The following is a 25,330-nucleotide window of genomic DNA, read 5'->3' on the forward strand; positions in this document are numbered from 1 at the left end:
TCGCTCGCGACACTCAGGTGGTGGACGCCAGGCGGAAGGTGGCCACCAGCGCCGCCAGCTTCTGCGCCTGCTCACGCAGGCTGGCGGCAGCGGCCGCGCTTTGCTCGACCAGCGCGGCGTTCTGCTGCGTCATCTGGTCCAGCTGCGACACGGCCTGGTTGACCTGGCCCATGCCCTGCGACTGTTCGTTGGCGGCCGTGGTGATGTCCTTGATGAAGGCCGACACCTTGTCGGCGTTGCTCACGATTTCCTGAATCGTCATGCCGGCCTCGCCCACCTGTCGCGTGCCGGCCTCGACCTTCTCGACGCTGGTGCCGATCAATGTCTTGATTTCCTTGGCGGCCTCGGCGCTGCGCTGTGCCAGGCTGCGCACCTCGCCAGCGACGACTGCAAAGCCCCGGCCCTGCTCGCCTGCACGGGCGGCTTCCACCGCCGCGTTGAGCGCGAGAATATTGGTCTGGAACGCAATGCCGTCGATCACGCCGATGATGTCGTGGATCTTCTGGCTGCTCTGGTTGATCTCCTGCATGGTGTTGACCACCTGGTTGACCACCTGGCCGCCGCGCGCCGCGACCTCGGCGTTCGAGGAGGCCATCTGGTTGGCTTGTCGGGCGGCCTCGGCGCTCTGGTGCAGGTTGCCGTTGATCTGCTCGATGCTGCTGGCTGTCTGCTGCAGGTTGCTGGCGGTCTGCTCGGTGCGGTTGGACAGGTCCTGGTTGCCCGAGGCGATCTCGGCACTGGCGGTGCCGATGCTGTCGGTGGCCCGACGCACCTCACCGACAATGCGCGCCAGCGACGTCTGCATCTCACCGAGCGCACGCGACAGGTCGGCCAGCTCGTCCTTGCCGTCCACGTCGATCCGGCGCGTCAGGTCGCCCTGGGCAATCGCGGTCGCCATGGCCTGCGCACGATCCAGCGGGCGACAGATGCTGGTCATGTTGGCCAGCGTGGTGGGCACCACGACCAACATCGCCAGACCCAGGGCAATGCCGAAGACGATGAGCATCTGGTTGCTGGCCGCTTCGGTCGCCGCCTGCGTGTCGCTGGCTTCCTGGCGGATGGCGTCCTCCACCTTGCCCATATCAACCAGCAGGGCAGCGTACTGGTCGTGCGCCTTGGCCAGCATGCGGTTGGCCACGGTGGCCGAGTCATAGCCGCCGTCGCGGATCTGGGTGACCACCGGCTCCACGGCCTTGACGTAAGCCTGCAGCTTCTGCTCCATGCCCTGCAGGATGACGTTGTCTTCGTCGGCCTCACCTTCCAGCATCTTCGCGATGCTGGCGCGGATGTCCTTGAGAGATCGCTCCCAGCGCATGTTGGCCAGCGACAGCTGCTCGGGGGACTCGTAGTTGATCACCATGTCCTTCTCGTGCCGGCTCATGTCGGCCAGCTGGACACGCAATTGCGACAGGGTGACCAGTTCGACGAATTCGTGCTTCTGGAAGTCCTCACCCAGGGAGGAAATGCGGTGCATGCCCCAGAGACCCGTAGCCCCCAGCAGGAGGAGCAACACCAGCACCACCCCGATGGCACCGATCATGCGCATGCGGATGGAAAACTGCCGCATCAGACTTTGAAGACCCATGTGCTAACTCCTGTGCTCGACCAACTGTTTTTTGTATCGTTCCATGGCGCAGTGACCTCGTGGGTCACCCGCCCATTCATCTCGGGTTCGCCAGATCCGTCCGCGATCAGAAACTCTCCCAGTCACCTTCATCGGCCGTGGCCGCAGCGACCTTGACCGGCTTGGCAGCCGGGCTTGCCGCTGCCAGTGCGGGTCGCTTGAGGGCAGCGGCAGGCGCCGGTGATTTCGCCGGCGCGGACGTCGTCGCCTGGGCAGACGACTTGCCGCCGTTGGCCACGGACTTGGGCTTGGTCACCGCCGCCACCGGGGCCGGTTTGAAGGTGGTGGCGGGCGTGATGCTGGCGCTGACCGCACGGACAGCATCGCTGCCGTCGATGCGGAAGATCTTGACCACCTCGGCCAGGCGCTGTGCCTGGTCTTTGAGGCTCTCGGCCGCCGCAGCGCTCTCTTCGACCAGCGCCGCGTTCTGCTGCGTCATCTGATCGAGCTGGTTCACCGCCACATTCACCTGGCTGATGCCGTCGCTTTGCTCGCCCGCCGCCGCCGTGATCTCGCCCACGATGTCGCTCACGCGCTGCACCGAGCCCACAATCTCGCCCATCGTCGTGCCCGCGTCGGCCACCAGACGGCTGCCCGCCTCGACCTTCTCCACGCTCGTGCCGATCAGGCCCTTGATCTCCTTGGCTGCCTCTGCGCTGCGCTGCGCCAGGTTGCGCACCTCGCCCGCGACCACCGCAAAGCCCCGGCCCTGCTCACCCGCGCGGGCCGCTTCCACGGCGGCGTTCAGCGCCAGGATGTTGGTCTGGAACGCAATGCCGTCGATCACGCCGATGATGTCGCTGATCTTGCGGCTGCTGTGGTTGATCTCATCCATGGTCGTGACCACCTGGGCCACCACCTCGCCACCACGGGCGGCAATCTCGGCCGCGCTGGCGGCCAGCTGGTTGGCCTGGCGCGCCGCATCGGCGCTGTTGCGCACCGTGCTGTTGAGCTCTTCCATCGACGCGGCCGTCTCCTCCAGGCTCGAAGCCGTCTGCTCCGTGCGCCGCGACAGGTCCTGGTTGCCGCTGGCAATCTCCACCGACGCCGTCCCGATGCTGTCGGTGGCCTGGCGCACCTGGGTCACCGTGCTCAGCAGCGATGTCTTCATGTCGGCCAGGGCCTTGAGCAGATCACCCAGCTCGTCCTTGCGGTCGCTGGAGACCTTCTGGGTCAGGTCGCCGTCGGCCACCGCGCGGGCGGCCCTGACGGCCTCACCAATCGGCGCGGTCACCGAATACGTGATGCTCCAGGCGAAGACCAGGCCGCCGATCAGAGCGATGACGGCGAGCACAGTCACTTGAAGAATCTGGGCGCTGATGTCGCTGCTGGCGTGTGCCACGGCTTCCTCGACCAACGTGTCCTGCAGCTTGGCAAACTCTCCCATGACAGACATGTAGCGGTCGGCCGCGGGCAGCAGATCCTTTTCCAGCATGTCGGCGGCGGCCGGATCGGCGGCATTCAGCGTATCGAAGTACTTCTTGCGGGCATCGATGTAAGCCTTGCGCTGCTCACCGATCGTGACCAGCAAGGCCTTGCCCTTCTCGGACTCGATCGAGGCTTGCAGGTCCTTCTGCAGGGCGTTGATGCGCTCGGTGGTCTGGGCAATCAGCGGCTTGAAGTAGGCATCCACCTCCGGGTTGTTGCCCGACTTGGCCAGCGCCAGCACCCGGTTGACGTTCAGCGTGGTGTTGGCCAGCCACTGCTCGGCCATGGACGCTCGCTTTTCCATTTCCACCAGGCGTGCCTCATCTTCACGTGCGCCATTGAGTGCCACGATGGACAACGCCACCATCATCACCAGCAGCGCCAGCACCAGACCGAAGCCCATGGCGAGCCGTTTTCCGATCTTGAGATTTTTCATGGGATTTCCTTTCGATGCTCTTCAGTCGTGGGGCTGCTGTACCACAGTGGTTGGTCAGAAGCTTTCCCAGTCGCCTTCATCGGCGCTGGCTTTGGATGGTTTTATCGGAGTGGCGGCAGGGGCCGCCGGTGACGTAGAGGCGGCGGGTTTCCTGGTCGATGGCTGCTTGAGCGCCGGCGCCGGGGGGGCTGCCTTCACCTGCGGCGGCACGGACTTGACAGAACTTACCTCCGACCGGGAAGGCAACGGTGTGACAGGTGTGTAACCACTGGCGCTCGCACCGTCCACCCGGAATGCCTGCACCAGCACCGCCAGACGCTGTGCCTGGTCCTTGAGGCTCTCGGCCGCGGCCGCGCTCTCTTCGACCAGCGCCGCGTTCTGCTGCGTCATCTGATCGAGCTGGTTCACCGCCACGTTCACCTGGCTGATGCCGTCGCTCTGCTCGCCCGCTGCCGCCGTGATCTCGCCCACGATGTCGCTCACGCGCTGCACCGAGCCCACAATCTCGCCCATCGTCGTGCCCGCATCGGCCACCAGACGGCTGCCCGCCTCGACCTTCTCCACGCTGGTGCCGATCAGGCCCTTGATCTCCTTGGCCGCCTCGGCGCTGCGCTGCGCCAGGTTGCGCACCTCACCGGCCACCACCGCAAAACCCCGACCCTGCTCACCGGCGCGAGCCGCTTCCACGGCGGCGTTGAGCGCCAGGATGTTGGTCTGGAAAGCAATACCGTCGATCACGCCAATGATGTCGCTGATCTTGCGGCTGCTGTGGTTGATCTCATCCATGGTCGTGACCACCTGGGCCACCACCTCGCCACCACGGGCGGCAATCTCGGCCGCGCTGGCGGCCAGCTGGTTGGCCTGGCGTGCTGCATCGGCGCTGTTGCGCACCGTGCTGTTGAGCTCTTCCATCGACGCGGCCGTCTCCTCCAGGCTCGAAGCCGTCTGCTCCGTGCGCCGCGACAGGTCCTGGTTGCCGCTGGCAATCTCCACCGACGCCGTACCGATGCTGTCCGCAGCCGTGCGCATGTCACGGACCATGGAGGCAAAGTGCTGGCGCATGCCTTCGACCTCGCGCACCAGCACGCCCACCTCGTCCTTGCGGTCGCTCTTGAACGAGCCGGTCAGATCGCCCTGTGCCACCGTGGTCACCGCAGAGGTCAGCTGCGACAGCGGCTGGCTCACATAGCGGCGCATGATCCAGAACATGCCCAGACCCAGCACCACCGCGGTACCGCCCAGCAAGGCCCAGAAGGCGTACATCGTCTGCCAGTGCGACACCATGGCCTCGTCGTCGGACACCTCGGCCACCACCCACCAGCCACTGTTCTTGGCCTGACGCTTGACCACCCACGGGTCACCCAGATCCGCCGTGATCAGCGGCACCGCATCTCGCACCATGACATCGCTGGATGCACGAAGAGCACCGAGCATGTTCGCCGCGCCCGGCATTACCTCCAGCACCTTCTTGCCACGAGCAGTCGGGTGGGTGATGAACACCGCGTCCTCATTGCGTGCCCTTGGATCGATGACGGTGGTCGAACCTGTCTGGTAGAAACGGGCCTCAGCCACCAGCTTGTCCACAGAAGCCTGGAACTCGGTGATGTCAAATCCGATGTAAAGGATGCCGACTACCTTGCCTTCGGCGTCCTTGATCGCCTCATACACGGTCATGTGCGGCTTGCCAAACAGCATGGCGCGGCCCATGTAACTTTCGCCGGCCAGCATCTTCGGATACGCAGGATGATCGCGTGCCAGCATGGTGCCCACGGCCCGCTCACCGTTTTCCTTCTTCAGCGAAGTCGTGATTCGCTCGAAGTCATCGCCCTTGCGCATGAAGATGGTGGCATTGCCTCCGTTGGTCACACTGAAGGCATCCACCTCGGACGTGTCGCCGTTGAGCAGCATGCCCCAGCTCTTGAGGTGGCCCGACTCGGCGTCCAGCTCGAACACGTCGGCAAACTTCTTGCGGAATGGCTTGTAAGCCCGGTCGGCCAGCATCATCGCCGTGGCATCGAATGCATCGATCGCGTCGGCGATCGACTGCACCTTCTCCCCGGTGACCTGAATCACCCGGTCCCGGGTCTTGCTCTCGGCCACCAGGGCAATGGCGGTACTGACCAGCGCCAGCCCCACGGCCAGCATGACCGTGGCCAGCAAGGCCACACGGCGCGCAAGGGACTGGCGGGAAGATGCGTTTGTCGTCATGTCGATGTCCTGTGATGGGCGCAGCGATACGGTGTCGTGACCTTGCGTGTCACTGAAGCTGCTGGCTGGCGTCGATCAGGCCCATGTCGGCGCTGGACATCAGCGCCTCGATGTCCATCAGGATCAGCATGCGCTCAGCCACGCTGGCAATTCCCGTGATGAAGGTCGTGTCCACCGTCGTGTTCATCTCCGGCGCCGGGCGAATCTGCTCGCCCCCCAGCTCGATCACGTCCGAGACCGAGTCCACCACCGCACCGACCACCCGACCATGCACGTTGAGCACGATCACCACCGTGAAACCGTTGTACTCGGCCGTGGCACACCCCAGCTTCAGGCGCAGATCCACCACCGGCACGATCACCCCGCGCAGGTTGACCACGCCCTTGATGAAGGAAGGTGCATTGGCAATGCGCGTGGGCTCTTCGTACGAGCGGATCTCCTGCACCCGCAGGATGTCGATGCCGTACTCCTCGGCACCCAGGCGGAAGGTCAGGTATTCGGCATTGGCTTTTTGCGCCGCGCTGCTCTGGCGGTTGGCCTGTCCGGATTGATTGAGCATGTCCATGGTCTGCGTCCTCGATAGACGAATTGAGGGAGGGTTTTTGGACTATCGACCAAACCACAGCCACCTGAAGTCGGAAAAAAGACGACAAACCCCGGACAGAACCGCGCTTAGCCCGGCTTCTTGAACACCAAAGAATTCAACAAACACCGCTGCCGGTGCCAGGTGCCATGAAAAAAGGCAGACGGAATGCCTCCCGTCTGCCCGCATAAAAACCTGTCGGCCAACCAAGGCCGAGCCGCTCAGAAGCTCTCCCAGTCCCCTTCGTCGGAGGCTTTCGAAGCCACGGCCAGCGCTGGCTTGGCCGCCACTGGCGCCGGTTGGCTGGGCACTGACGGGATCGGCTTGCGTGCCACCGGCCGTGCCGAGGCCTGCACCGGCGCCGGCGGCCGTGGCTTGGACGCCATCGTCACTGGCACGGCCTTCACCGGCGTGTACGTGCTCACCGCCATGCTGCTCTGCAGACCGTCCACGCGGAAGATCTTCACCGCTTCCGTGAGTCGCTGGGCTTGGTCCTTGAGGCTCTCTGCCGCGGCCGCGCTTTCTTCCACCAGCGCCGCGTTCTGCTGCGTCATCTGGTCCAGCTGGCTGACGGCGGTGTGCACCTGACTGATGCCCTGGCTCTGTTCGGAAGTGGCGGCCGTGATCTCGCCAATGATGTCGGCCACGCGCTGGGCGTTGGCCACCACATCGTCGATGGTAGTGCCCGCCTCGGCCACCAGGCGGGTGCCGGTCTCGACCTTCTCCACGCTCGTGCCGATCAGGCCCTTGATCTCCTTGGCCGCTTCGGCGCTGCGCTGCGCCAGGCTGCGCACCTCACCAGCCACCACCGCAAAACCCCGGCCCTGCTCGCCCGCACGGGCCGCTTCCACGGCAGCGTTCAACGCCAGAATGTTGGTCTGGAAGGCAATGCCATCGATCACCCCGATGATGTCGTTGATCTTCTGGCTGCTGTGGTGAATCTCACTCATGGTGCTGACCACCTGGCCAACCACCTGACCACCCCGGGCCGCGACCTCGGCGTTAGCCACCGCCATCTGGCTGGCCTGGCGAGCGGCATCAGCGCTGTTGCGCACCGTGGTGTTCAGCTGCTCCATGGAAGCCGCCGTTTCCTGCAGGTTGCTGGCGGTCTGCTCGGTGCGCATCGACAGGTCGTGGTTGCCGGTCGAGATCTCCTGGCTGGCGGTTTCGATCTGCAAGGCCGATTGCTGCACCGACGACACCACCCCCAGCATGCGCAGCAGGGCCGACTTCAGGGCTTCGCCGCCCGGTGTGGACACCGCCACGTTCTTGACGTCCAGGGCAATGCCGTCCGGCTGATCCACGCGCTCGACCAGCTCGGTCAGCTCGTCGCCCTGGCGAGCCGTGCGTGCGAGCCCGATCACCAGCATCACCTCCAGCGCCGTCTGCACCACCACGTACACCGCATGCAGCACCACGCGCCAGAAGTTGGGTTCGGTCAGGCAGTAGAAACCGAAACCGAAGGCCTGCAAGCGGTCAAAGCCCACATGGTGCACCGCGAACAAAGCGGCCGCGTACACGATGGGGCGCCAGTCCAGATACACCATCAGCAAGGCCAGGGTCACGAAGACGCCGAAGTGGTACTCGGTTTCTCCGTGAGCCAACTGGATGTGCAGGGCCACCAGGGCCGCCAGGGCCGTGGTCAGCATCAGGCGCGACGTCAGCGTCCCGCGCCACAGCAGGAAGCCGGCCAGACCCACCCCGGTGAAAGCCAGCGCGCCAATGACGCCCAGGGTGGGCTCGTAGTACACAAAGCCCAGCGCCACCGCCGCCAGGGCGCTGATCAGGACAGCCGCCAGGATGACCTGGTCGCCCATTCGGGCACGTGTCGCCTGCCCGGAGCGGGCGCCAGAGACCTGTTGAGAAGACATGATGAATTTCCCCTTGGGTTGTCTGGCGCTCACCGCCAGTCGGTTAGGTGGCCCAGCGCATCAGCCGCGGCTGGCGTCGATCAGGCCCATGTCGGCGCTGGACATGAGTGCCTCGATGTCCATCAGGATGAGCATGCGCTCGGCCACGCTGGCAATCCCGGTGATGAAGGTCGTGTCCACCGTCGTGTTCATCTCCGGCGCCGGGCGAATCTGCTCGCCCCCCAGCTCGATTACGTCCGAGACCGAGTCCACCACCGCGCCGACCACCCGGCCGTGCACGTTGAGCACGATCACCACCGTGAAGCCGTTGTATTCCACCTTCTCGCAGTTGAGTTTGATGCGCAGATCCACCACCGGCACGATCACCCCGCGCAGGTTCACGACACCCTTGATGAAGGACGGTGCATTGGCGATGCGTGTGGGCTCTTCGTACGAGCGGATCTCCTGCACCCGCAGGATGTCAATGCCGTATTCCTCGGCACCCAGACGGAAGGTCAGGTATTCCGCTTTGCCTTGGCTGGATGCTGCGCTTGCTCGCGCGCTCTGTTGCGCCGCCAGCTGGCGGGCTTCCTGGGTCATGTCCATGCTCGTTCCTGATAAAAAAGATTGCTCTGCCGTCCTACCGGGTTTCGACCGGATCCGTCAGTTCTTGAGTCTGAACACCGAGACAGCCTTGACCAGCTGATCGGCCTGCTGTTGCAAGGCCGCCGCTGCCGAGGCACTTTCCTCCACCAGCGCTGCGTTTTGCTGGGTGGCCTGGTCCATGTTGCTCACGGCTTCGCTGACCTGCTGCACCCCGGCGTTCTGCTCGAGGCTGGCGCTGCTGATCTCTCCCACGATATCGGTCACCCGCTGGATGGATTGGACGATTTCCTGCATGGTGCTGCCGGCCTGGTCCACCAGGGCGGTGCCTTGCTCCACCCGTTCGACGCTGGCGCCGATCAGGCCTTTGATCTCCTTGGCCGCCTCGGCGCTGCGCTGCGCCAGGTTGCGCACCTCGCCCGCGACCACCGCAAAACCCCGGCCCTGCTCACCGGCGCGTGCCGCTTCCACCGCGGCGTTGAGCGCCAGGATGTTGGTCTGGAAGGCAATGCCGTCAATCACACCAATGATGTCGCTGATCTTGCGGCTGCTGGCGTTGATCTCGCGCATGGTGTCCACGACCTGACCGACCACCTGGCCACCCTGAACAGCGACCTGGCTGGCACTGGCCGCCAGCTGACTGGCCGCCCGGGCGTTGTCGGCGTTCTGCTGGGCGGTCGAGCCCATTTCCTCCAGGGAAGCCGAAGTCTCCTCCAGCGCGCTGGCCTGCTGCTCGGTCCGGCTGGACAGGTCCTGATTGCCCTGGGCGATCTGAGAGCTGGCGGTGGCCACGCCTTCGGCACCTTGGCGCACCGTGCTCACCACCCGTGTCAGCGAACCCTGCATCTCGTTCAGGGCAGCCAGCAGCGGCGTGAGTTCGTCCTGGGCGTCGTCCTGCACCGGCCGGGTCAGGTCGCCGTCGCGCACCCGCTCGGTCACTGCCTGGGCCAGGGCCACACGCCGGCGCAATTGGGCGCCCACCCACACCGAAAAGGACAGGAGCAGGGCCGCGATCACCAGCACCGCCACCACCAGCAGCAGGGCGGAGCGGTTCACACTGGCCTCGATCTTGCCAATGTCAGCTTCCAGACCCGTCTTTGCACCTCAGTGCCTTTGTGAATGGCCTCCAGCAAGGCAATACGGGTGGGAATGGTGCGATCCACCAGAAACGGAAACGCCTCCTCCTTCTGCCCGGACTGGATCAGCGCGATGTTGGCCTCCCCCACCTTCCAGAACTCGGCCAACATGGGCGGCAAGGTCTTGAAATGCGCCTTGCCCTCGGGTGAAAACAAGCGCTGCTCAAACGCAGCCATCACCTGATCCATGTGCTTGCGCTTGTCCGCGATGTATTGCAGCGTGCTTTGCAGTTCCTGAGGATTGCGGGCCAGGATGGCATGGCGGATCTGCAGGGACACCTGGGTCACATTCAGTTCCAACGCCGACATCGCCTGCAACTGGGGCACGCGGTTCTTTTCGGTGAAGTTGGCCAGGTCCGAGGCAGCATGCAGGCTGATGTAGGAGACCACGGCCAGGGCCGCCAGCGCCAGCGAGATGACGCCGCTGACCGCCAGCAAGCGCCGGGCAATGCCAAATCCGTTGGTCGTTTTCATAGTTTCTGTCTTCCGGGTGGAATTGCTTGATTGCTTCTAATCCCCGGACAACATCGGCGACTGGATGCACGCCAAGGTGTGCGTCGACGTTGCCCACCTTGATGCTTTGGCTCGCAGGGTTTGCCAGTGTTGTCGGCAGTTTGCGCCCAAGCTGAAGCGACATAAGTCACGGATACACCTTGTTTTGCCATTTTTATCAATATCGACGACCAGCGGAGATGGTCACGCAGACGATGGACAAGCCGCCAGCGGCTCTGCTACGGTGAAGGCATGCCCTCTCCATCCATCTCCAGCCCCTGGCTGACCGCCACCCCCTGCATCGACGCGGACCACCCCGCCGTCCTGGCCTTCGCCCGAGCACATGCCCATGGCAGCACTGACCGTGAACGTGCGGTGGCGCTGTACCTGGCCGTGCGCGATGGCCTGCGCTACGACCCCTACCGCATCGACCTGTCGCCCAAAGGCATGACCGCCAGCACCGCACTGGAACAGGGATACGGCTGGTGCGTGCCCAAGGCGGTCGTGCTCGCGGCCGTGGCCCGGGCGGCCGGCATCCCCGCGCGGCTGGGCTTTGCCGACGTGCGCAACCACATGTCCACGGAAAAGCTGCGCGAGACCATGAAGACCGACGTCTTCGTCTGGCACGGGTACACCGAGCTGTGGATCGACGGCGCCTGGCGCAAGGCCACGCCCGCCTTCAACCTGTCGCTGTGCGAGAAGTTCGGCCTGCTGCCGCTGGAATTCGACGGCATCCACGACTCGCTCTACCACCCGTTTGACCGGGCGGGCAACCAGCACATGGAATATGTCAACGAACGCGGCAGCTTCGACGATCTGCCGCTGGAGGAGATCCGTGCCACCTTTGCCCAGGTCTATCCGTTCTGGTCACCGGGTGGCCTGGACAACGGCGATTTCGCCGCCGACGCCGAACGCGAGACAGGGCGCTGAGCCGTTCAGTTGCTCAGCTTGAAGACGGCCGTGCTGGCCATCAGATTGGGCAAGGTGCGCACCTCCTGCCCTTCGTGCAGACCGAAGCTGTCCTCCACCCGCAGGCCGCAGCTGCGCGCCAGCACCTCGAAGTCGGCGTAGGTACCCACGCGGATGTTCGGCGTGTCGTACCACTGGTATGGCAGGCGCTTGGTCACCGGCATGCGCCCGCGCAGCACATCCAGCCGGTTGGGCCAGTGGGCAAAGTTGGGAAAGGCCACGATGCCAATGCGCCCGACACGCGCGGTCTCGCGCAGCATGGTTTCGGCATTGCGCAGGTGCTGCAGGGTGTCGATCTGCAGCACCACGTCGAAGGCATCGTCGCCGAACATGGTCAGACCTTCTTCCAGGTTCAGCTGCAGCACATTGACGCCCCGGCGCAGGCAGGCCTGCACCTTGGTGTCGTCAATCTCCACTCCGTAGCCGCTGCACTGCCGCGTCTTCTGCAGGTGCTCCAGCATCGCACCGTCGCCGCACCCCAGGTCCAGCACCCGCGAGCCGGGCGGCACCAGGCGGGCAATGCTCTCCATCACGCTGTGCTCAGCCATGGGCCACCTCCATCTTCACCGACCGCGTCACCGTCTGCTCGAAGTACGAGCGCACCGCCGCGTGATAGCGCGCGTCGTCCAGCAGGAAGGCATCGTGTCCATGAGGTGCATCGATCTCGGCGTAGCTCACGTCGCGGCCATTGTCCAGCAGCGCCTTGACGATCTCGCGGCTGCGCGCCGGCGAGAAACGCCAATCGGTGGTGAAACTCACCAGCAGGAACTTGGCCGTGGCCCGCGCCAGCGCGGCACTCAGGTTGCCGTCGTACTCGCGCGCCGGATCGAAGTAGTCCAGCGCGCGCGTGATCAGCAGGTAGGTGTTGGCGTCGAAGTACTCGCTGAACTTGTCGCCCTGGTAGCGCAAGTAGCTCTCGATCTGGAACTCCACCTCTTGAGTGGAATACCTGTAGGCCAGCTCGGCCACAGCCGCCGGGTCTTCACCATCGGCCGGACGCAACGAACGACCGAATTTTTCATTCATCACATCGTCGCTCAGGTAGGTGATGTGCCCGATCATGCGCGCGATGCGCAGCCCCCGGCGGGGCAGGGTGCCCTCTCGCAGGTAGTGGCCACCGTGGAAATCCGGATCGGTCACGATGGCGCGGCGTGCCACCTCGTTGAAGGCGATGTTCTCGGCCGTGAGGTTGGGTGCGCTGGCCACCACCACCGCATGGCGCACGCGCTCCGGGTACTGCAAGGTCCAGCTCAGGGTCTGCATCCCGCCCAGGCTGCCACCCATGACGGCCGCCAGCTGGCCGATGCCCAGGGCGTCGAGCAGACGGGCCTGCGCGTTGACCCAGTCTTCCACTGTCACCACCGGAAAGTCGGCGCCCCAGGGCTGGCCGGTGGCGGGGTTGGTGTGCGTCGGGCCGGTGCTGCCGAAGCAGGACCCCAGGTTGTTGACGCCAATGACAAACCAGCGGTTGGTGTCCACCGCCTTGCCTGGCCCGATCATGTTGTGCCACCAGCCCTCGCTGCGCGCGATCGGCTGGCCGTGCTCGTCGGCGTGGTAACCCGCCACATGGTGGCTGGCGTTCAGGGCATGGCAGATCAGCACCGCGTTGGACTTGTCGGCGTTGAGCTTGCCGTAGGTCTCGACCTTGAGCTCATAGGCCGGCAGCGTCGCGCCGCTGCGCAGCGGCAGCGGCTGGTCGAAGCGAAAGGTTTGTGGCGTGACGATCACGATGGACTCCCCCGCCGCGCGGGGCTCCAGAAAACAGAAAACCCGGCTCCGCCAAGAGGCAGACCGGGCATCTCCCCTTTAGCGGCATTTCTAAAGCGCCCGCAATCCGGAACAAATCGGCGCTGGCGGCAGTATAAATCCATCGGTCGGCCCCTGTCACGGGCCGGGAGACTGCCATGTCCGACCTGTTTGGCTCCGACGCCTACGCCCCGCGCGAGATCGCCCAGCGCATCGAGACGGTGGACGTGGCCAAGGCGCGCATGGCCACACTGCCCTGCTGATGCTGGGCGTCCTGGCCGGGGCCTTCATCGGCCTGGGCTCGCTGGCCTTCCTGCTGGTCAAGGCCGATGCGTCGCTGGGTTTTGCCACTTCGCAATGGTTGGGTGGCCTGGTGTTTTCCATTGGCCTGCTGCTCGTGGTGGTGGCCGGCGCCGAGCTGTTCACCGGGAACAACCTGCTGGCCCTGGCCTGGGCCGATGGGCAGATCGGCACGCGGGAGGTTCTGCGCAACTGGGTGCTGGTGTGCGCGGCCAACTTCGTGGGGGCCGCCGGGCTGGCGGTGCTGGTCTACCTCAGCGGCCACACCGGCGCCCACGGCGGTGCGGTGGCCCAGCAGGTGGTCAAGGTGGCGCTGGCCAAACAGGCCCTGCCCTGGCAGGAAGCGCTGTTCCGGGGCGTGCTGTGCAACGTGCTGGTCTGCCTGGCCGTGTGGATGGCCATGGCCGGGCGCAGTGTCATCGACAAGGCGGTGGCCATCGTCCCTCCGGTGGCCACCTTCGTGGCCGCCGGTTTCGAGCACAGCATCGCCAACATGTACTTCTTCCCGCTGGCCATGATGGTCCAGGCCTCGGACCCGGCCCTGGCGGCGCACCCGGTCACCTGGGCCGGGCTGGGTCTGAACCTGCTACCGGTGATTGCCGGCAACCTGTTGGGCGGCAGCGTGCTGGTCGGGCTGACCTACCACCTGATCTACCGGCGTCGCGCACCGGATTGAGGCGTCGCCACCCGGTTGCCGGTGTTGCGAAACCGCATCGCCACCCCGGGCGATCAGGGCCATCGTCAAAATTGTCACTACCCGGCTGGCTTTGCGCGCATAATGGTCCGGCGAGTGCCCGAGGCACCTGCATGTTCAGTGATTGGTAGGTTTCGCGTGCTACAGGTTCTTGTGTGCTGACGACGGGGCTCCATCGCTATTTCTCTGTGTGTTCTTAGGAGTCCCAACCATGGGCAACAAACTGTACGTCGGCAACCTGCCTTACACCGTGCGCGACGACGATCTGCAACAAGCCTTCTCTGCCTTCGGTGCCGTCAACAGCGCCAAGGTCATGATGGAGCGCGACACCGGCCGTTCCAAGGGCTTCGGTTTCGTCGAAATGGGCAGCGATGCAGAAGCCCAGTCGGCCATCCAGGGCATGAACGGCCAGTCGCTGGGCGGTCGCAGCCTGGTGGTCAACGAAGCCCGTCCCATGGAGCCGCGTCCCCCCCGCACCGGCGGTGGTGGCTTCGGCGGTGGCCGTCGTGAAGGCGGCTTTGGCGGTGGCAACGACGGCGGTTTCCGCAGCCCCTACGGCGGCGGCGGTCGTCGTGACGGCGGCGGTGGCCGCGGCGGCTACTGATCAGCGCTTTCGGCCCACAGGGGCCGACAGACAACAACCCCCGCAGGCCCTGCCCCGGGGGTTTTTTCATGCCGGTCCACATGACTGGCCGTTGCCGCGCCCTCAGAATTTTTCCGGCCGGATGACATCCACGTCGGCAAAGTACAGCGTCAGCCCGTAGTGCGGCGCGTAGCTACCCATCACATGGCGGGCAATGGCATCGGCGACTTCCGGGCTGGCGATCACCTTCATCTCGATGCTGCGGTCAGCCTCCCAGAGCGACTCGCGAACCGACAGGCGGCTGCCGCCACGCACGTCGTGCACGGTGTAACCCTGGGCGCCCAGGCGCTGGCTGTCGGCCACCAGGCGCTTCTCCAGCGCCGCTTCGGCAATGATCACCAGCAGGGTGCGGGCGTGCTTGTCCATGATCAGGCTCCGGGGTTCAGCCAGCGCGCCATCTGCAGGTACAGCGGCACGCCCAGCACAATGTTGAACGGAAAGGTGATGCCCAGGGCCGCCGTGATCGACAGGGCGGCGTTGGCTTCAGGTACGGCCATGCGCATGGCCGTGGGGGCTGCGATGTAGCTCGCACTGGCCGCCAGGGTCGCCAGGATGGCCATGCCGCCGGTGGACAGCCCCAGCGCCAGTCCGGTCAGCGCGCCACCCAAAGCAAGCACCGGCGGTGTCACCAAGGCAAAGACGACGATCCGCAGGCCATAGCGACGCAACTCACCCAGGCGCCCCCCCGCCACCAGCCCCAGTTCCAGCAGGAACAGCGCCAGCACACCCTTGAACGGAGCCATGAAAACGGGCGCGATCGGCGCGGTCCCGGCTTCGCCCATGACCGCACCGATGACCAGACCACCGGCCAGCAGCAGCACCGACTTGCCGAAGAACACGTCGTGAGCCAGTTCACCCCAGTTGACGCGCTGGGCCTGACCATCGGCACCTCGCGCCCCCAGGCGCGCCAGCAAAATGCCGGCCACGATGCCCGGCGCCTCCATGATGGCCACCCACAAGGCGGCGTGCGGTTCGGCAGACACGCCCTGCGCCGCCAGGTAGGCGCTGGCCACGGCGAAGGTCACCACGCTGACCGAGCCATAGTGGGCGGCCATGGCCGCCGCATCCACCCGCGAGAGTCCCAACAGACGCAGCACCGGCGTGAGCACCAGCGGAATGGCAAATCCCAGGGCCATGCAGGCCAGCATCTGAGGCAGCAGGGCCAGCATGGGCTGTTTGCTCAGCTCGATCCCGCCCTTCAGGCCGATGGCCAGCAGCAGATAGATCGACAGGGTCTCGTACAGGGCCTCGGGCAGGCGCAGGTCGCTCTTGACGAGGCGGGCGAAGACACCCAGCAGGAAGAACAGGACGACGACATCAATCATGGCGCCCGCATTGTCCCCGAAGATGCCAGCCAAGGGTCATGTCCCGGCGCTGCGACCCTCACCCCGCCGGTGCTTGCGCGGCCGGCCCTGCAGGAGGCGATCAAACCAGGCATTGGGCAGCAGGCGCAGCAGCTTGGCCACCACCCCCATCTGCCAGGGAATCACCCGGTAGCTGTCGCCCGCATCGATGGCCCGGAAAGCACGGTCGGCGAAGGCTTCGGGCGCCATCAGGAATGGCATCCGGTAGCGGTTCTCGCGCGTCAACGGGGTATCGATGTAGCCTGGCACCAGCGTCACCACCCGAACCCCCGAGGCGCGCAGCTCGCCGCGAAGGCTTTCGCAATAGGCCACCACCGCCGCCTTGCTGGCGCAGTAGGCGCCGTGACCCGGCAGACCGCGTATGGCCGCCACACTGGCGACCCCCACCAATCCGCCGCTGCCCCGCGCGCGCATGGCGGCCACGAAGGGGTGGAAGGTGGCGGCCATACCGGTGTTGTTGGTGGCAAAGGTGTTGGCCATCACATCCAGATCGCCGCGTTCGGCCGTGTCCATGCCCACGCTGATCCCGGCGTTGGCAATCACCACATCGGGCAAGCCTTGCTCCGCCAGGCAGGACTGCCCGGCCGACACGATGCTGTCGATATCCGAGACGTCGGCCGCATACACCCGCCAGGACGTCGGCGCCAAGCCGAGGCGGGCGGCCCAAGCCTGGACTTCACCCGTGCGGCGGGCCACCAGGGCCAGCCGCCAGCCAGCCCGGGCGTAACGCTCGGCCAGCGCCTGACCGATGCCGCTGGATGCACCGGTGATGAACACCAGAGGTGGCTGGGCTGGCGTCATGGCGCTCAGGGGCGCGGCGCCATGGTGGCGTTGACGCGACCTTTGATGTCCGCCACCCGGCTGTCGCCGCCGCTGTAGTCCAGGTTGTCTCCTTTGACCTGATCGTTGCCCCGGATGAGCAACACGGGCTGGTCCGAGGTGATGCGCTCCGGGTCGGTACGCACCCGCAGCACCGGGCCATGGAATTCCAGCCGTGGGGTCGGCTTGCCGTCGGCACCACGTCCCGCCTGCCGCACTACTTGCGCCTCGCCTTCGAGCAGCATGTCGGTGCCTTCGGCGTTGCTGGTCAGCACGTCGGAGCGGGCCGTGCTGGTCAGCCCCTCCTCGGAAACCGCCCGGACTCGGGCATTGTCGATGACCAGCGTGTCGTTGTGCGGATGGTGCCTTGCTTCCGTTCCCCTGACCTCGGACTTGAGCTGTCCTTGCTCGTCAAAGGACTTGACGGTGAAGCCCCGCATGAAGAAATCGGGCTTCTCGCTGACGGGTCTCTCGGGCTCCGGTTCTGCTGGCGGTGGCGTCAGGCGCAGCAGCCAGTAGCTGGCCAGCACCAGCAAGCCCATCAAGGCCACCGGCAGATAGATCGACAGTCGGGAAAGCTGGTCGTACCAGCGCCGCAGCAGATTCATCGGCTGGCCTCCTCCAGCACCTGGGCGTAGACCCCGCGCGCCGTCAGCAACAGGTCGCAGCATTCGCGCACGGCGCCGGCGCCGGGCTGTCGTTGCGTCACATGGTGGGCCAGCGCCAGCACCTCGGGGTGGGCCGTGGGCGGCACGCACACCAGGGCTGCACGGCGCAGCATCGGCAGGTCTGGCCAGTCGTCGCCCATGGCCGCCGCCGCAGACCAGTCCAGCCCCAGTTCGGCCAGGATGGCTTCGGCGGCGGGCCGCTTGTCCTCGGTGCCAAAACGCGTGTGGGTGACCCCCAGCGCCGTCAGGCGCGTGCGCAGGGCCAGCGAATCGCGGCCACTGACCACCGCCGGCGTGATGCCGGCACGCTGCAGCAGCTTGATGCCGTGACCGTCGAGCGTGTGAAACCGCTTGAGCGTTTCACCCGCTTCCGTGAAATACAGGCCCCCGTCGGTGAGCACACCGTCCACGTCGAAGAACACGACCCGAACCGCCTGCGCACGCAACAGGGTGACGGGATCGAAATTCTGCACAGGCCGCAACACCGGCAACGCGCTGGTGGATGTCATCAGATCACCTTGGCTCTCATCAGATCGTTGCTGTTCAGAGCGCCCACCAGGCGTCCGGTTCCATCCACCACCAGCACGCTGGTCACCCGGTGGGCCTCCATCAGGTCTGCGGCCTCCACCGCCAGGGCGTCCGCGCCAATGGTGCGGGGATGGGGGTGCATCACATCTCGCGCGGTCAGGGAGCGCAGGTCGGTTCCGCTGCCGGTGCGCTCGATCAGCCGGCGCAGGTCACCGTCGGTGAACACCCCCAGAACCCGGTTGTCGGCATCGACGATGGCGCTCATGCCCAGACCCTTGGCGCTGATCTCCCGCATCAGGTCCATCAGGCCGGCGTCGGGGGCCGTCCGGGGCAGGTCGTCGCCGGAGCGCATCACATCGGCCACATGGGTGAGCAGCTTGCGGCCCAGGGCGCCGCCCGGGTGGGAACGTGCGAAGTCATCGGCCCGGAACCCCCGGGCGTCCAGCAGGGCCACGGCCAGCGCGTCGCCCATGGCCAGCTGGGCGGTGGTGCTGGCGGTGGGCGCCAGGTTGTGCGGACAGGCCTCCTTGTCCACGGCGGTGTCGAGCACCACATCGGCGTGCCGCGCCAGCGAGGACTGCGCCCGGCCGGTCATGGCCAGCAAGGGCACGCCCATGCGCTTGATCAGCGGCAGGATGGCGGTCAGTTCTTCACTCTCACCGCTGTTGCTGATGCCCAGCACCACATCGTCCGATGTGATCATGCCCAGGTCACCATGGCTGGCCTCGGCCGGGTGCACGAACATCGAGGGGGTACCGGTGGATGCCAGTGTGGCCGCGATCTTGCGCCCGACATGACCGCTCTTGCCCATGCCGGTGACCACGACACGACCTCGGCTGCGCAGCACCAGGGCGACCGCTTCGGAAAAACGGTCGTCCAAGCGCTGGGCCAGCGCCGAAACGGCACTGGCCTCGATCGCCAGCGTCTCCCGGGCCATGGCCTGGGCGCGCAGCGGATCAAACGTGGAAGGCAGGTTCATCGGTCAATTATCGCGCCGGCGGGCAAGGATAATCAGGCGACCATGAATGCCTTGGACCTGACGCTGCTCTACCTGCTGGCTGCCGTGCTGGGCGTGGTCGGCTGCCGCATGCTCAAGCTGCCGCCCATGCTGGGTTATCTGGCGGTGGGTGTGCTCATCGGTCCCAACGCGCTGGCGCTGGCGCAGAACTCGCAGGGCCTGCGCTACCTGGCCGAGTTCGGTGTCGTGTTCCTGATGTTCGTCATCGGCCTGGAATTCAGTCTGCCCAAACTGCGCGCCATGAAGCGCCACGTCTTCGGCCTGGGGTTCTCGCAGGTGGTGCTGACGGTGCTGATCACCACCGCTGCCTCGCTGCTGCTGGGTCTGGCGCTGCCACGCTGGTGGAATGTCTCCTGGCAGATCGCCGTGGCCCTGGGCGGCGTCATGGCCATGAGCAGCACCGCCATCGTCATCAAGCTGATGGCCGAGCGCCTCGAACTGGAATCCGAACACGGCAAGCGCGTGGTGGGCATCCTGCTGTTCCAGGACCTGGCCGTGGTGCCGCTGCTGGTGCTCATCCCCGCCCTGGGCGCCTTCGTGGCCGGCATGCTGATTGCCGAGACCGAGTACAAGCACCAGGTGGAGACCGACATCCGGCCGTTCCACGACGTGCTGCTGGGCCTGTTCTTCATCACCATCGGCATGATGCTGGACTGGCGAATCCTGTTCGAGCGCTGGCCACTGGTGCTGCTGCTGTTCACCCTTTCGATCGGCTTCAAGCTGGGCCTGATCACCCTGCTCGCCCGGGCCTTCGGAGCCCCCATGGGCGTCGCCTTGCGCACCGGTCTGTACCTGGGGCAGGCCGGCGAGTTCGGTCTGGTCCTGCTGTCGCTGGCGGGCCAGCACCAGCTCGTGCCGCCCCAGCTCTTCAACCCGATTCTGGCGTCGATGGTGCTGTCCATGATGGCCACGCCGTTCGTCATCATGTACACCAACGACATCGTCACGCGCGTGGTGGGCAGCGACTGGCTGATGCAGTCGGTGCAGATGACGACCATCGCCCGCAAGGCGATCAACACCGACAAGCACGTCATCATCTGCGGCTATGGACGCTGCGGCCAGAACCTGGCCCGCCTGCTGGAACGCGAGGGCATACCCTACATGGCGCTGGATCTGGATCCCGACCGTGTGCGCCAGGCCGCCGCCGCCGGGCACTCGGTGGTCTTCGGCGATGCCGCCAGGCTGCAGGCGCTGATGGCGGCCGGCCTGCACCGGGCCAGTGCGCTGGTCGTGACCTACCTGGACACCCCCAGCGCCCTGAAGGTGCTGCACCACGCCCACGAGCATGCCCCCCAGGTGCCGGTGGTGGTGCGCACGGTCGATGACGCCGACCTGGACAAGCTGCGCACCGCGGGTGCGACCGAGGTGGTGCCCGAAGCGATCGAGGCGAGCCTGATGCTGGCCAGCCATGCCCTGGCGCTGGTGGGGGTGCCCATGCGCCGGGTGATCCGCGTGGTGCAGGACCAGCGGGACGCCCGCTACAACCTGCTGCGCGGCTACTTCCACGGCGCCGATGACGACCACGCGGACGAGATCGACCATGAGCGCCTGGACACGGTCACGGTGCCGACGGGCGGCCGCTCGGTCGGTCTTTCCCTGCAGACCCTGGCCCTGGAAGGTCTGGGCGTGCGGGTGGTGAGCCTTCGCCGGGCCACAGGCCGCAACGAAGCCCCTGCCCCAGAGACCGTGCTGCACGGGGGCGACACCCTGGTCATCGGCGGCAAGGCACCTGACCTGGCGCTGGCGGAGGAGCGCCTGCTGATGGGCTGACACGGCCTGGCAGACCACAAACCCGGGCTACAGCTGGGGTTTTTTGCGACCAGTCAGTTCACGTTTTGAACCAATGGGTCTTTAATGCGGTTTTCCACCCCCACAAGCACAGGAGACCCGTGATGATCGATCGTCGTGCCTTTCTGGGCGCCGGCATGGCCGGTGCTGCCACCCTGACCTTCACCTCGGTGTGGTCACAGAACGCCGCCCCCAACTTCGGCGCCCCCACCCTTCCCGCCACGGGCTTCAAACGGATGAAGCTCGGTGCCATGGAAATCATTGCCCTCAACGATGGCGCCCTGCGCCGCCCACTGGGTGAGGAGTTCGTGCGCAACGCGCCGCTGGAACAGGTCAAGGCCCTGCTGGCCTCGCAGAACCTGCCCACCGACTACGTGGACATCCCCTTCACCCCCTTCCTGGTGGTGGCACCGGCCGGCAAGTTCCTGATCGACACCGGCTTTGCCGACAACGGCCCGCCGACCACCGGGCGCCTGACGGCCAACCTGGCCGCCGCCGGCTTCAAGCCCGAGGACATCGACCACGTCATCATCAGCCACTTCCACGGCGACCACATCAACGGCCTGCGCAAGAAGGATGGATCGCTGAGCTTCCCCAAGGCCAAGGTGCACGTGCCCGCGCCCGAGCACGCCTTCTGGTTCGACGACGCCAAGATGAACGCCGCACCGCCGGCGGCCAAGGGGGCGTTCGAGAATGCGCGACGCGTCATCGGCGGCCTGCCGGCCGAACAGCTCGTCAAGTTCGAACCGGGGGCCGAGCTGGCACCGGGCATCCGCTCGGAAGCCGCCTTCGGCCACACGCCGGGCATGAGCATGGTGCGCGTCAGCAGCGAAGGCCAGCAGTTCGTCTATGTGGCCGACGTCACCAACGTGCCGTCCCTGTTCGCGCGCAGCCCCGACTGGGCCGTGGCCTTCGACATGGACGCCGAGATGGCGCGCCAGACCCGCCGTCGCATTTTCGACATGCTGGTCAAGGACAAGACCATGGCTGGCGGGTTCCACTTCCCGTTCCCGGCCATTGGGTCGCTGGAGACTGCAGGCAGCGGCTACCAGTTCAAGCCGGTCGCCTGACCCGCAAAGCAGGGGTGTCGTCATAATTTGCAGATGGACACCTCTGCCTACCTCAAGTCTCACATCCGCACCGTCCCCGACTGGCCCGCCCCCGGTGTCCAGTTCAGGGACATCACACCCTTGCTGCAGGACCCCAAGGTCTTCCGGGTGCTGATTGACACCTTCGTGCACCGCTACATGGACCCGGCCCTGCGGCCGACGGTGGTGGCGGGGCTCGATGCCCGCGGCTTCATCATCGGTTCGGTCCTGGCTTACGAGTTGGGAGTGGGCTTCGTGCCCATCCGCAAGAAGGGCAAGCTGCCCTTCACCACCGTGGAAGAAACCTACGAGTTGGAGTACGGCAGCGCCACCGTCGAACTGCACACCGATGCCGTCAAGGCGGGCGACCGGGTCCTGCTGATCGATGACCTGATCGCCACCGGCGGCACCATGATGGCCGGCCGGCGCCTGCTGGAAAAACTGGGAGCCGAAGTGATGGAAGGCGCGGCCATTGTGGATCTGCCCGAGCTGGGCGGGTCCGACAAGCTGCGCGCCTCAGGCCTGAAGCTGTTCACCCTCGTGGATTTCGAGGGTCACTGATCGATCACAGCTTGCCGTACTGCGTTTCGCTCAGTGCGGCAAAGTCGCTGTGCATCTCGGGTTCCGGACCGGGCACCGGCACGTCGCCGCTGGCCTGGCTACCCACCTTGCGAACCGGCTGGGCTGGTCGCTCCAGCGCCTCGCGGAAGGCCGCCACCTCTTCGGCACTGACCGATTGTGGCCGACCCACGGACAGACCCTGGCGCGGCGAAGGAATGGCTGTGGCCGGCTCAGAGGACATCTGCGCTTCCCGCCGGGTTTGCGCCGCGACAGAAGCCTTCAGCGCCATGCCTTTCTGGTCGGGCGCGGGCTTGCGACGCCAGTAGACCGACGGGACATCCATCGTCAGTCGGGAACGGGCACTCATCTGGATCCAGCGTTCGATCTCCAGCAGGTACTCATCCGGCACCACGTCGGCGGGCAGGGCCAGTTCGATCAGGACCAGAAAGCTGTCGGCGTTCGCATCCAGCGCCAGCACCTTGAACTCGTAGCTGGTGGACAGCACGCCCCCGCGGATCATGGATTCCCGCACGATCGCGAACAGCTGTTCGCGGCGCAGGATGCGGCGACCGCGTCGGGGTGAGATCAGGGGCAGGGTGGTCTGCGAAAAGCCGCGACGGCCTTTGCCTGCGGCACCGGCTCGGTTGTTGCCCGCCTTGTTGCGCGAGCGGATCCAGGTCAGGATAGACATGTTGCTAGTGTGCGCGGTACTCACCCGCGACGTCCAGATCAGGGAATGATGAACACCCGGGTCCTTTCGGTGCCCGGGCAGGATCCTCAGGTGACAGCAACTCGTTTGGGTCGGTTATACAGGCGGCGTGCCAGCACCGCCGACATCGCCATGGTCAGCTCCAGTGCGACATCCGGATGGCGGGACGCCAGCTCCCGGTAACGCAAGGGGGTCAGGCACCAGAGCCGGCAGACATTGGTGGCGGTGACGGTCGCGCTGCGGGGCAGGTGGCTGTAGAACGCACCTTCACCGAGCACCGACCCGGGTCCCACCATGGCCAGGCGGATGCGTTCCTTCGCATCCTCGTAATGCACGGTCAGGGTACCACTTTCCACAAAATAGACGGTCCGATCCTTGATGCCCTGCTCCATCAGCTTCTGCCCCTCCTGCAACTGCAAGGGCTGCAGGAAGTCGGCAAGAACCTTCCACTGTTCGGCGTTCAGGTTCAGCGGCAAGGCATCCAGCGCATGGCTGTGGGCCATGGCCTGGGCCAGATCCTGGATATTGAACCGAACGGACACCGTGGGAGCAGACATAAGGCCTACATTAAACGGCCTGCGCCTGAGCGGCAAGGGCGGAATTACGGGTGCTTACAAATCCGCTACGGGCGGTTGATCGCTGCCGCCGGACGGTCTGCCACTGTCACTTGCCGATGCAAAAGCGCGAAAAAATCTCGCCCAGGAGATCGTCGGCGCTGAACTCGCCGGTGATTTCGCCCAGTGCCTGCTGGGCCAGCCTCAGTTCTTCGGCCAGCAGATCCAGATGTTCGGCCTGCGCGGCCAGCCAGCCATCCGCCTGTGCCAGATGCTCACCCACCCGGTGCAAGGCCTGCAGGTGGCGTTCGCGGGCCATGAACAGGCCCTCGGCTGCGTGCTCCCAGCCGGCAATCTGCAGCAGACGCTGGCGCAGCGCTTCCAGGCCATCTCCGTGCTTCGCCGAGATGGTCAGCTCGCCGCGTGCTCTGGCCGCCTCCAGCAGGGGGCGGGCCCCCTCGCTGCACTGGTCCAGCTTGTTCCAGACATGCACCACCGTCAGGCCCTCGGGCAGTCCCGCCGCAATGGCGACATCGTCCGCCTGATAGGTGGCCTGATCGCAACGGGACAGGTCGTGCAGGAACAGCACGGCGTCGGCCTTTCCGATCTGGCCCCAGGCCCGCTGGATGCCGATCTTCTCGACCTCGTCCACATCCGGGCTGTCGCGCAGACCGGCGGTGTCCACCACATGCAGGGGGACACCCTCGATCTGAATGGTCTGCTGGACCACATCGCGGGTGGTCCCCGCGATCGGTGTCACGATGGCCAGTTCAGCCCCCGCCAGCGCATTCAGCAATGAACTCTTGCCGGCATTGGGCTGCCCGGCAATCACCACCTTCAGGCCCTCGCGCAGCAGGGCGCCCTGGCGTGCCTCGGCCAGCACCGCCCGCAGGGCATCCCGCAGCCGTAAGAGCTGGCCGGCGGCGTCGGCTTTCTGCAGAAAGTCGATTTCCTCTTCCGGGAAGTCCAGCGTCGCCTCCACCAGCATGCGCAGGTGAATGAGTGCGTCCCGCAAGGCATGGATGCGGTCGGAGAAGGCCCCGGCCAGCGAACGGCTGGCGCTGCGCGCCGCCGCTTCTGTACTGGCATCGATCAGGTCGGCCACCGCCTCTGCCTGGGCCAAGTCCAGCTTGTCGTTCAGGAAGGCCCGCTCGGTGAACTCGCCGGCCCGCGCGGGGCGCAGACCCGGCAGGTGCTCGCGCGCCACCGCCAGGCACCGGGCCACCAGCAGCTGCAGCACCACCGGACCGCCATGCCCCTGCAACTCGAGCACATCCTCGCCGGTGTACGAGTTCGGACCGGGAAACCACAGCGCCAGCCCATGGTCGATCGGGCCGCCACCCTCGTCGGGAAAGGGCAGATAGGTCGCCTCACGCGGGCGCAGATCACGGCCCAGCAAGGCCTTCACGAAGGTTGCCAGTCCGCGCCCCGAGACCCGCACGATGCCCACGGCGCCGCGGCCGGGTGCCGTGGCGATGGCGACGATGGGATCACGTGAGGCAGCCAGCATGGAACAAAAGC

At 65.9% G+C, this 25,330-nt stretch carries 23 protein-coding genes, 1 pseudogene and 1 riboswitch; of the genes and pseudogenes, 6 read left to right on the top strand and 18 right to left on the bottom strand.

The features are described 5' to 3' along the window. Window positions 1-13 precede the first annotated feature (13 nt). The 7 genes and pseudogenes from ACFQNJ_RS12405 to ACFQNJ_RS12435 form a co-directional block, all read right to left on the bottom strand. The gene (locus ACFQNJ_RS12405) at window positions 14-1,585 is read right to left on the bottom strand and encodes a methyl-accepting chemotaxis protein (RefSeq protein WP_382257792.1); all 1,572 of its coding nucleotides are present in this window, start codon (window positions 1,583-1,585) and stop codon (window positions 14-16) included. Window positions 1,586-1,691: 106 nt separating this feature from the next. After that, a complete protein-coding gene (locus ACFQNJ_RS12410; RefSeq protein ID WP_382257795.1) occupies window positions 1,692-3,488 on the bottom strand; it encodes a methyl-accepting chemotaxis protein in 1,797 nt (598 codons plus the stop codon). Between the two features lie 54 nt (window positions 3,489-3,542). Continuing rightward, the gene (locus ACFQNJ_RS12415) at window positions 3,543-5,696 is read right to left on the bottom strand and encodes a Cache 3/Cache 2 fusion domain-containing protein (RefSeq protein WP_382257798.1); all 2,154 of its coding nucleotides are present in this window, start codon (window positions 5,694-5,696) and stop codon (window positions 3,543-3,545) included. Window positions 5,697-5,745: 49 nt separating this feature from the next. Further along, the gene (locus ACFQNJ_RS12420) at window positions 5,746-6,255 is read right to left on the bottom strand and encodes a chemotaxis protein CheW (RefSeq protein ID WP_382257885.1); all 510 of its coding nucleotides are present in this window, start codon (window positions 6,253-6,255) and stop codon (window positions 5,746-5,748) included. Between the two features lie 245 nt (window positions 6,256-6,500). Beyond that, a complete protein-coding gene (locus ACFQNJ_RS12425; protein WP_382257801.1) occupies window positions 6,501-8,150 on the bottom strand; it encodes a methyl-accepting chemotaxis protein in 1,650 nt (549 codons plus the stop codon). Between the two features lie 60 nt (window positions 8,151-8,210). Further along, window positions 8,211-8,735 (bottom strand): chemotaxis protein CheW, encoded by a 525-nt coding sequence (locus ACFQNJ_RS12430; RefSeq protein WP_382257804.1) that lies wholly within the window; start codon window positions 8,733-8,735, stop codon window positions 8,211-8,213. A gap of 57 nt (window positions 8,736-8,792) precedes the next feature. Continuing rightward, a pseudogene (locus tag ACFQNJ_RS12435) lies at window positions 8,793-10,342 on the bottom strand (methyl-accepting chemotaxis protein). A gap of 270 nt (window positions 10,343-10,612) precedes the next feature. On the opposite strand from ACFQNJ_RS12435, the gene ACFQNJ_RS12440 reads away from it, so the two are divergent. Next, entirely contained in the window at window positions 10,613-11,290 is a 678-nt protein-coding gene (locus tag ACFQNJ_RS12440; protein ID WP_382257807.1) for a transglutaminase-like domain-containing protein, read from the top strand. A 5-nt stretch (window positions 11,291-11,295) separates the two neighbouring features. Here ACFQNJ_RS12440 and metW read toward each other — a convergent pair whose 3' ends face one another. Both metW and metX read right to left on the bottom strand, forming a co-directional pair. Further along, window positions 11,296-11,877, bottom strand: a complete 582-nt coding sequence (gene metW, locus ACFQNJ_RS12445; protein WP_374640429.1) for a methionine biosynthesis protein MetW — start codon at window positions 11,875-11,877, stop codon at window positions 11,296-11,298. Beyond that, window positions 11,870-13,057: a homoserine O-succinyltransferase MetX gene (gene metX, locus ACFQNJ_RS12450; RefSeq protein ID WP_382257810.1), complete on the bottom strand. Its 1,188-nt coding sequence runs from the start codon at window positions 13,055-13,057 to the stop codon at window positions 11,870-11,872. Before metX ends, metW begins: the two co-directional genes overlap by 8 nt. A gap of 57 nt (window positions 13,058-13,114) precedes the next feature. After that, a riboswitch (SAM riboswitch) is annotated at window positions 13,115-13,190 on the bottom strand. A 147-nt stretch (window positions 13,191-13,337) separates the two neighbouring features. On the opposite strand from metX, the gene ACFQNJ_RS12455 reads away from it, so the two are divergent. Both ACFQNJ_RS12455 and ACFQNJ_RS12460 read left to right on the top strand, forming a co-directional pair. After that, complete coding sequence (locus ACFQNJ_RS12455) at window positions 13,338-14,051, top strand: formate/nitrite transporter family protein (protein ID WP_382257813.1); 714 nt, start codon at window positions 13,338-13,340, stop codon at window positions 14,049-14,051. Window positions 14,052-14,280: 229 nt separating this feature from the next. After that, on the top strand, window positions 14,281-14,673 hold the full coding sequence (locus ACFQNJ_RS12460) for an RNA recognition motif domain-containing protein (RefSeq protein WP_374640426.1): 393 nt from the start codon (window positions 14,281-14,283) through the stop codon (window positions 14,671-14,673). A 102-nt stretch (window positions 14,674-14,775) separates the two neighbouring features. On the opposite strand, the gene ACFQNJ_RS12465 is transcribed toward ACFQNJ_RS12460, so the two are convergent. The 6 genes from ACFQNJ_RS12465 to ACFQNJ_RS12490 are packed head-to-tail and all read right to left on the bottom strand — an operon-like array spanning window position 14,776 to window position 19,070. Further along, window positions 14,776-15,078 (bottom strand): P-II family nitrogen regulator, encoded by a 303-nt coding sequence (locus ACFQNJ_RS12465; protein WP_382257817.1) that lies wholly within the window; start codon window positions 15,076-15,078, stop codon window positions 14,776-14,778. A 2-nt stretch (window positions 15,079-15,080) separates the two neighbouring features. Beyond that, complete coding sequence (locus tag ACFQNJ_RS12470) at window positions 15,081-16,037, bottom strand: sodium-dependent bicarbonate transport family permease (protein ID WP_382257820.1); 957 nt, start codon at window positions 16,035-16,037, stop codon at window positions 15,081-15,083. Window positions 16,038-16,073: 36 nt separating this feature from the next. Next, window positions 16,074-16,877 (bottom strand): SDR family oxidoreductase, encoded by an 804-nt coding sequence (locus ACFQNJ_RS12475; protein ID WP_382257823.1) that lies wholly within the window; start codon window positions 16,875-16,877, stop codon window positions 16,074-16,076. A 5-nt stretch (window positions 16,878-16,882) separates the two neighbouring features. Then, on the bottom strand, window positions 16,883-17,503 hold the full coding sequence (lptC, locus tag ACFQNJ_RS12480; protein ID WP_382257826.1) for an LPS export ABC transporter periplasmic protein LptC: 621 nt from the start codon (window positions 17,501-17,503) through the stop codon (window positions 16,883-16,885). Further along, window positions 17,500-18,072 (bottom strand): KdsC family phosphatase, encoded by a 573-nt coding sequence (locus ACFQNJ_RS12485; protein ID WP_382257829.1) that lies wholly within the window; start codon window positions 18,070-18,072, stop codon window positions 17,500-17,502. Before ACFQNJ_RS12485 ends, lptC begins: the two co-directional genes overlap by 4 nt. Further along, window positions 18,072-19,070 (bottom strand): KpsF/GutQ family sugar-phosphate isomerase, encoded by a 999-nt coding sequence (locus ACFQNJ_RS12490; RefSeq protein WP_382257832.1) that lies wholly within the window; start codon window positions 19,068-19,070, stop codon window positions 18,072-18,074. The genes ACFQNJ_RS12485 and ACFQNJ_RS12490 overlap by 1 nt, the downstream gene beginning before the upstream one ends. A 42-nt stretch (window positions 19,071-19,112) precedes the next feature. Between ACFQNJ_RS12490 and ACFQNJ_RS12495 the strand changes: the two genes are divergently transcribed. From ACFQNJ_RS12495 to ACFQNJ_RS12505, 3 genes are all read left to right on the top strand, one after another. Next, on the top strand, window positions 19,113-20,879 hold the full coding sequence (locus ACFQNJ_RS12495; protein ID WP_382257835.1) for a cation:proton antiporter domain-containing protein: 1,767 nt from the start codon (window positions 19,113-19,115) through the stop codon (window positions 20,877-20,879). A gap of 122 nt (window positions 20,880-21,001) precedes the next feature. Further along, window positions 21,002-21,967, top strand: a complete 966-nt coding sequence (locus ACFQNJ_RS12500; RefSeq protein WP_382257838.1) for an MBL fold metallo-hydrolase — start codon at window positions 21,002-21,004, stop codon at window positions 21,965-21,967. Between the two features lie 33 nt (window positions 21,968-22,000). After that, a complete protein-coding gene (locus ACFQNJ_RS12505; RefSeq protein WP_374640417.1) occupies window positions 22,001-22,546 on the top strand; it encodes an adenine phosphoribosyltransferase in 546 nt (181 codons plus the stop codon). Window positions 22,547-22,550: 4 nt separating this feature from the next. On the opposite strand, the gene ACFQNJ_RS12510 is transcribed toward ACFQNJ_RS12505, so the two are convergent. The 3 genes from ACFQNJ_RS12510 to mnmE all read right to left on the bottom strand — a co-directional run bounded on the left by ACFQNJ_RS12510 (window position 22,551) and on the right by mnmE (window position 25,319). Beyond that, the gene (locus ACFQNJ_RS12510; protein ID WP_382257841.1) at window positions 22,551-23,237 is read right to left on the bottom strand and encodes a hypothetical protein; all 687 of its coding nucleotides are present in this window, start codon (window positions 23,235-23,237) and stop codon (window positions 22,551-22,553) included. 86 nt (window positions 23,238-23,323) lie between these two features. Continuing rightward, window positions 23,324-23,812, bottom strand: a complete 489-nt coding sequence (locus ACFQNJ_RS12515) for a Crp/Fnr family transcriptional regulator (protein ID WP_382257844.1) — start codon at window positions 23,810-23,812, stop codon at window positions 23,324-23,326. 106 nt (window positions 23,813-23,918) lie between these two features. After that, window positions 23,919-25,319 (bottom strand): tRNA uridine-5-carboxymethylaminomethyl(34) synthesis GTPase MnmE, encoded by a 1,401-nt coding sequence (mnmE, locus tag ACFQNJ_RS12520; protein ID WP_382257847.1) that lies wholly within the window; start codon window positions 25,317-25,319, stop codon window positions 23,919-23,921. Window positions 25,320-25,330: the final 11 nt, after the last annotated feature.

The sequence above is a fragment of the Hydrogenophaga bisanensis genome (assembly GCF_042665135.1).
GTDB lineage: Bacteria > Pseudomonadota > Gammaproteobacteria > Burkholderiales > Burkholderiaceae_C > Hydrogenophaga > Hydrogenophaga bisanensis.

Bases quoted from the DNA above. Each gene is read 5' to 3' on its own strand.
- ACFQNJ_RS12405 (WP_382257792.1), bottom strand. From the start codon at position 1,585: ATGGGTCTTCAAAGTCTGATGCGGCAGTTTTCCATCCGCATGCGCATG.
- ACFQNJ_RS12410 (WP_382257795.1), bottom strand. From the start codon at position 3,488: ATGAAAAATCTCAAGATCGGAAAACGGCTCGCCATGGGCTTCGGTCTG.
- ACFQNJ_RS12415 (WP_382257798.1), bottom strand. From the start codon at position 5,696: ATGACGACAAACGCATCTTCCCGCCAGTCCCTTGCGCGCCGTGTGGCC.
- ACFQNJ_RS12420 (WP_382257885.1), bottom strand. From the start codon at position 6,255: ATGCTCAATCAATCCGGACAGGCCAACCGCCAGAGCAGCGCGGCGCAA.
- ACFQNJ_RS12425 (WP_382257801.1), bottom strand. From the start codon at position 8,150: ATGTCTTCTCAACAGGTCTCTGGCGCCCGCTCCGGGCAGGCGACACGT.
- ACFQNJ_RS12430 (WP_382257804.1), bottom strand. From the start codon at position 8,735: ATGGACATGACCCAGGAAGCCCGCCAGCTGGCGGCGCAACAGAGCGCG.
- ACFQNJ_RS12440 (WP_382257807.1), top strand. From the start codon at position 10,613: ATGCCCTCTCCATCCATCTCCAGCCCCTGGCTGACCGCCACCCCCTGC.
- metW (WP_374640429.1), bottom strand. From the start codon at position 11,877: ATGGCTGAGCACAGCGTGATGGAGAGCATTGCCCGCCTGGTGCCGCCC.
- ACFQNJ_RS12455 (WP_382257813.1), top strand. From the start codon at position 13,338: ATGCTGGGCGTCCTGGCCGGGGCCTTCATCGGCCTGGGCTCGCTGGCC.
- ACFQNJ_RS12460 (WP_374640426.1), top strand. From the start codon at position 14,281: ATGGGCAACAAACTGTACGTCGGCAACCTGCCTTACACCGTGCGCGAC.
- ACFQNJ_RS12465 (WP_382257817.1), bottom strand. From the start codon at position 15,078: ATGGACAAGCACGCCCGCACCCTGCTGGTGATCATTGCCGAAGCGGCG.
- ACFQNJ_RS12470 (WP_382257820.1), bottom strand. From the start codon at position 16,037: ATGATTGATGTCGTCGTCCTGTTCTTCCTGCTGGGTGTCTTCGCCCGC.
- ACFQNJ_RS12475 (WP_382257823.1), bottom strand. From the start codon at position 16,877: ATGACGCCAGCCCAGCCACCTCTGGTGTTCATCACCGGTGCATCCAGC.
- lptC (WP_382257826.1), bottom strand. From the start codon at position 17,503: ATGAATCTGCTGCGGCGCTGGTACGACCAGCTTTCCCGACTGTCGATC.
- ACFQNJ_RS12485 (WP_382257829.1), bottom strand. From the start codon at position 18,072: ATGACATCCACCAGCGCGTTGCCGGTGTTGCGGCCTGTGCAGAATTTC.
- ACFQNJ_RS12490 (WP_382257832.1), bottom strand. From the start codon at position 19,070: ATGAACCTGCCTTCCACGTTTGATCCGCTGCGCGCCCAGGCCATGGCC.
- ACFQNJ_RS12495 (WP_382257835.1), top strand. From the start codon at position 19,113: ATGAATGCCTTGGACCTGACGCTGCTCTACCTGCTGGCTGCCGTGCTG.
- ACFQNJ_RS12500 (WP_382257838.1), top strand. From the start codon at position 21,002: ATGATCGATCGTCGTGCCTTTCTGGGCGCCGGCATGGCCGGTGCTGCC.
- ACFQNJ_RS12505 (WP_374640417.1), top strand. From the start codon at position 22,001: ATGGACACCTCTGCCTACCTCAAGTCTCACATCCGCACCGTCCCCGAC.
- ACFQNJ_RS12510 (WP_382257841.1), bottom strand. From the start codon at position 23,237: ATGTCTATCCTGACCTGGATCCGCTCGCGCAACAAGGCGGGCAACAAC.
- ACFQNJ_RS12515 (WP_382257844.1), bottom strand. From the start codon at position 23,812: ATGTCTGCTCCCACGGTGTCCGTTCGGTTCAATATCCAGGATCTGGCC.
- mnmE (WP_382257847.1), bottom strand. From the start codon at position 25,319: ATGCTGGCTGCCTCACGTGATCCCATCGTCGCCATCGCCACGGCACCC.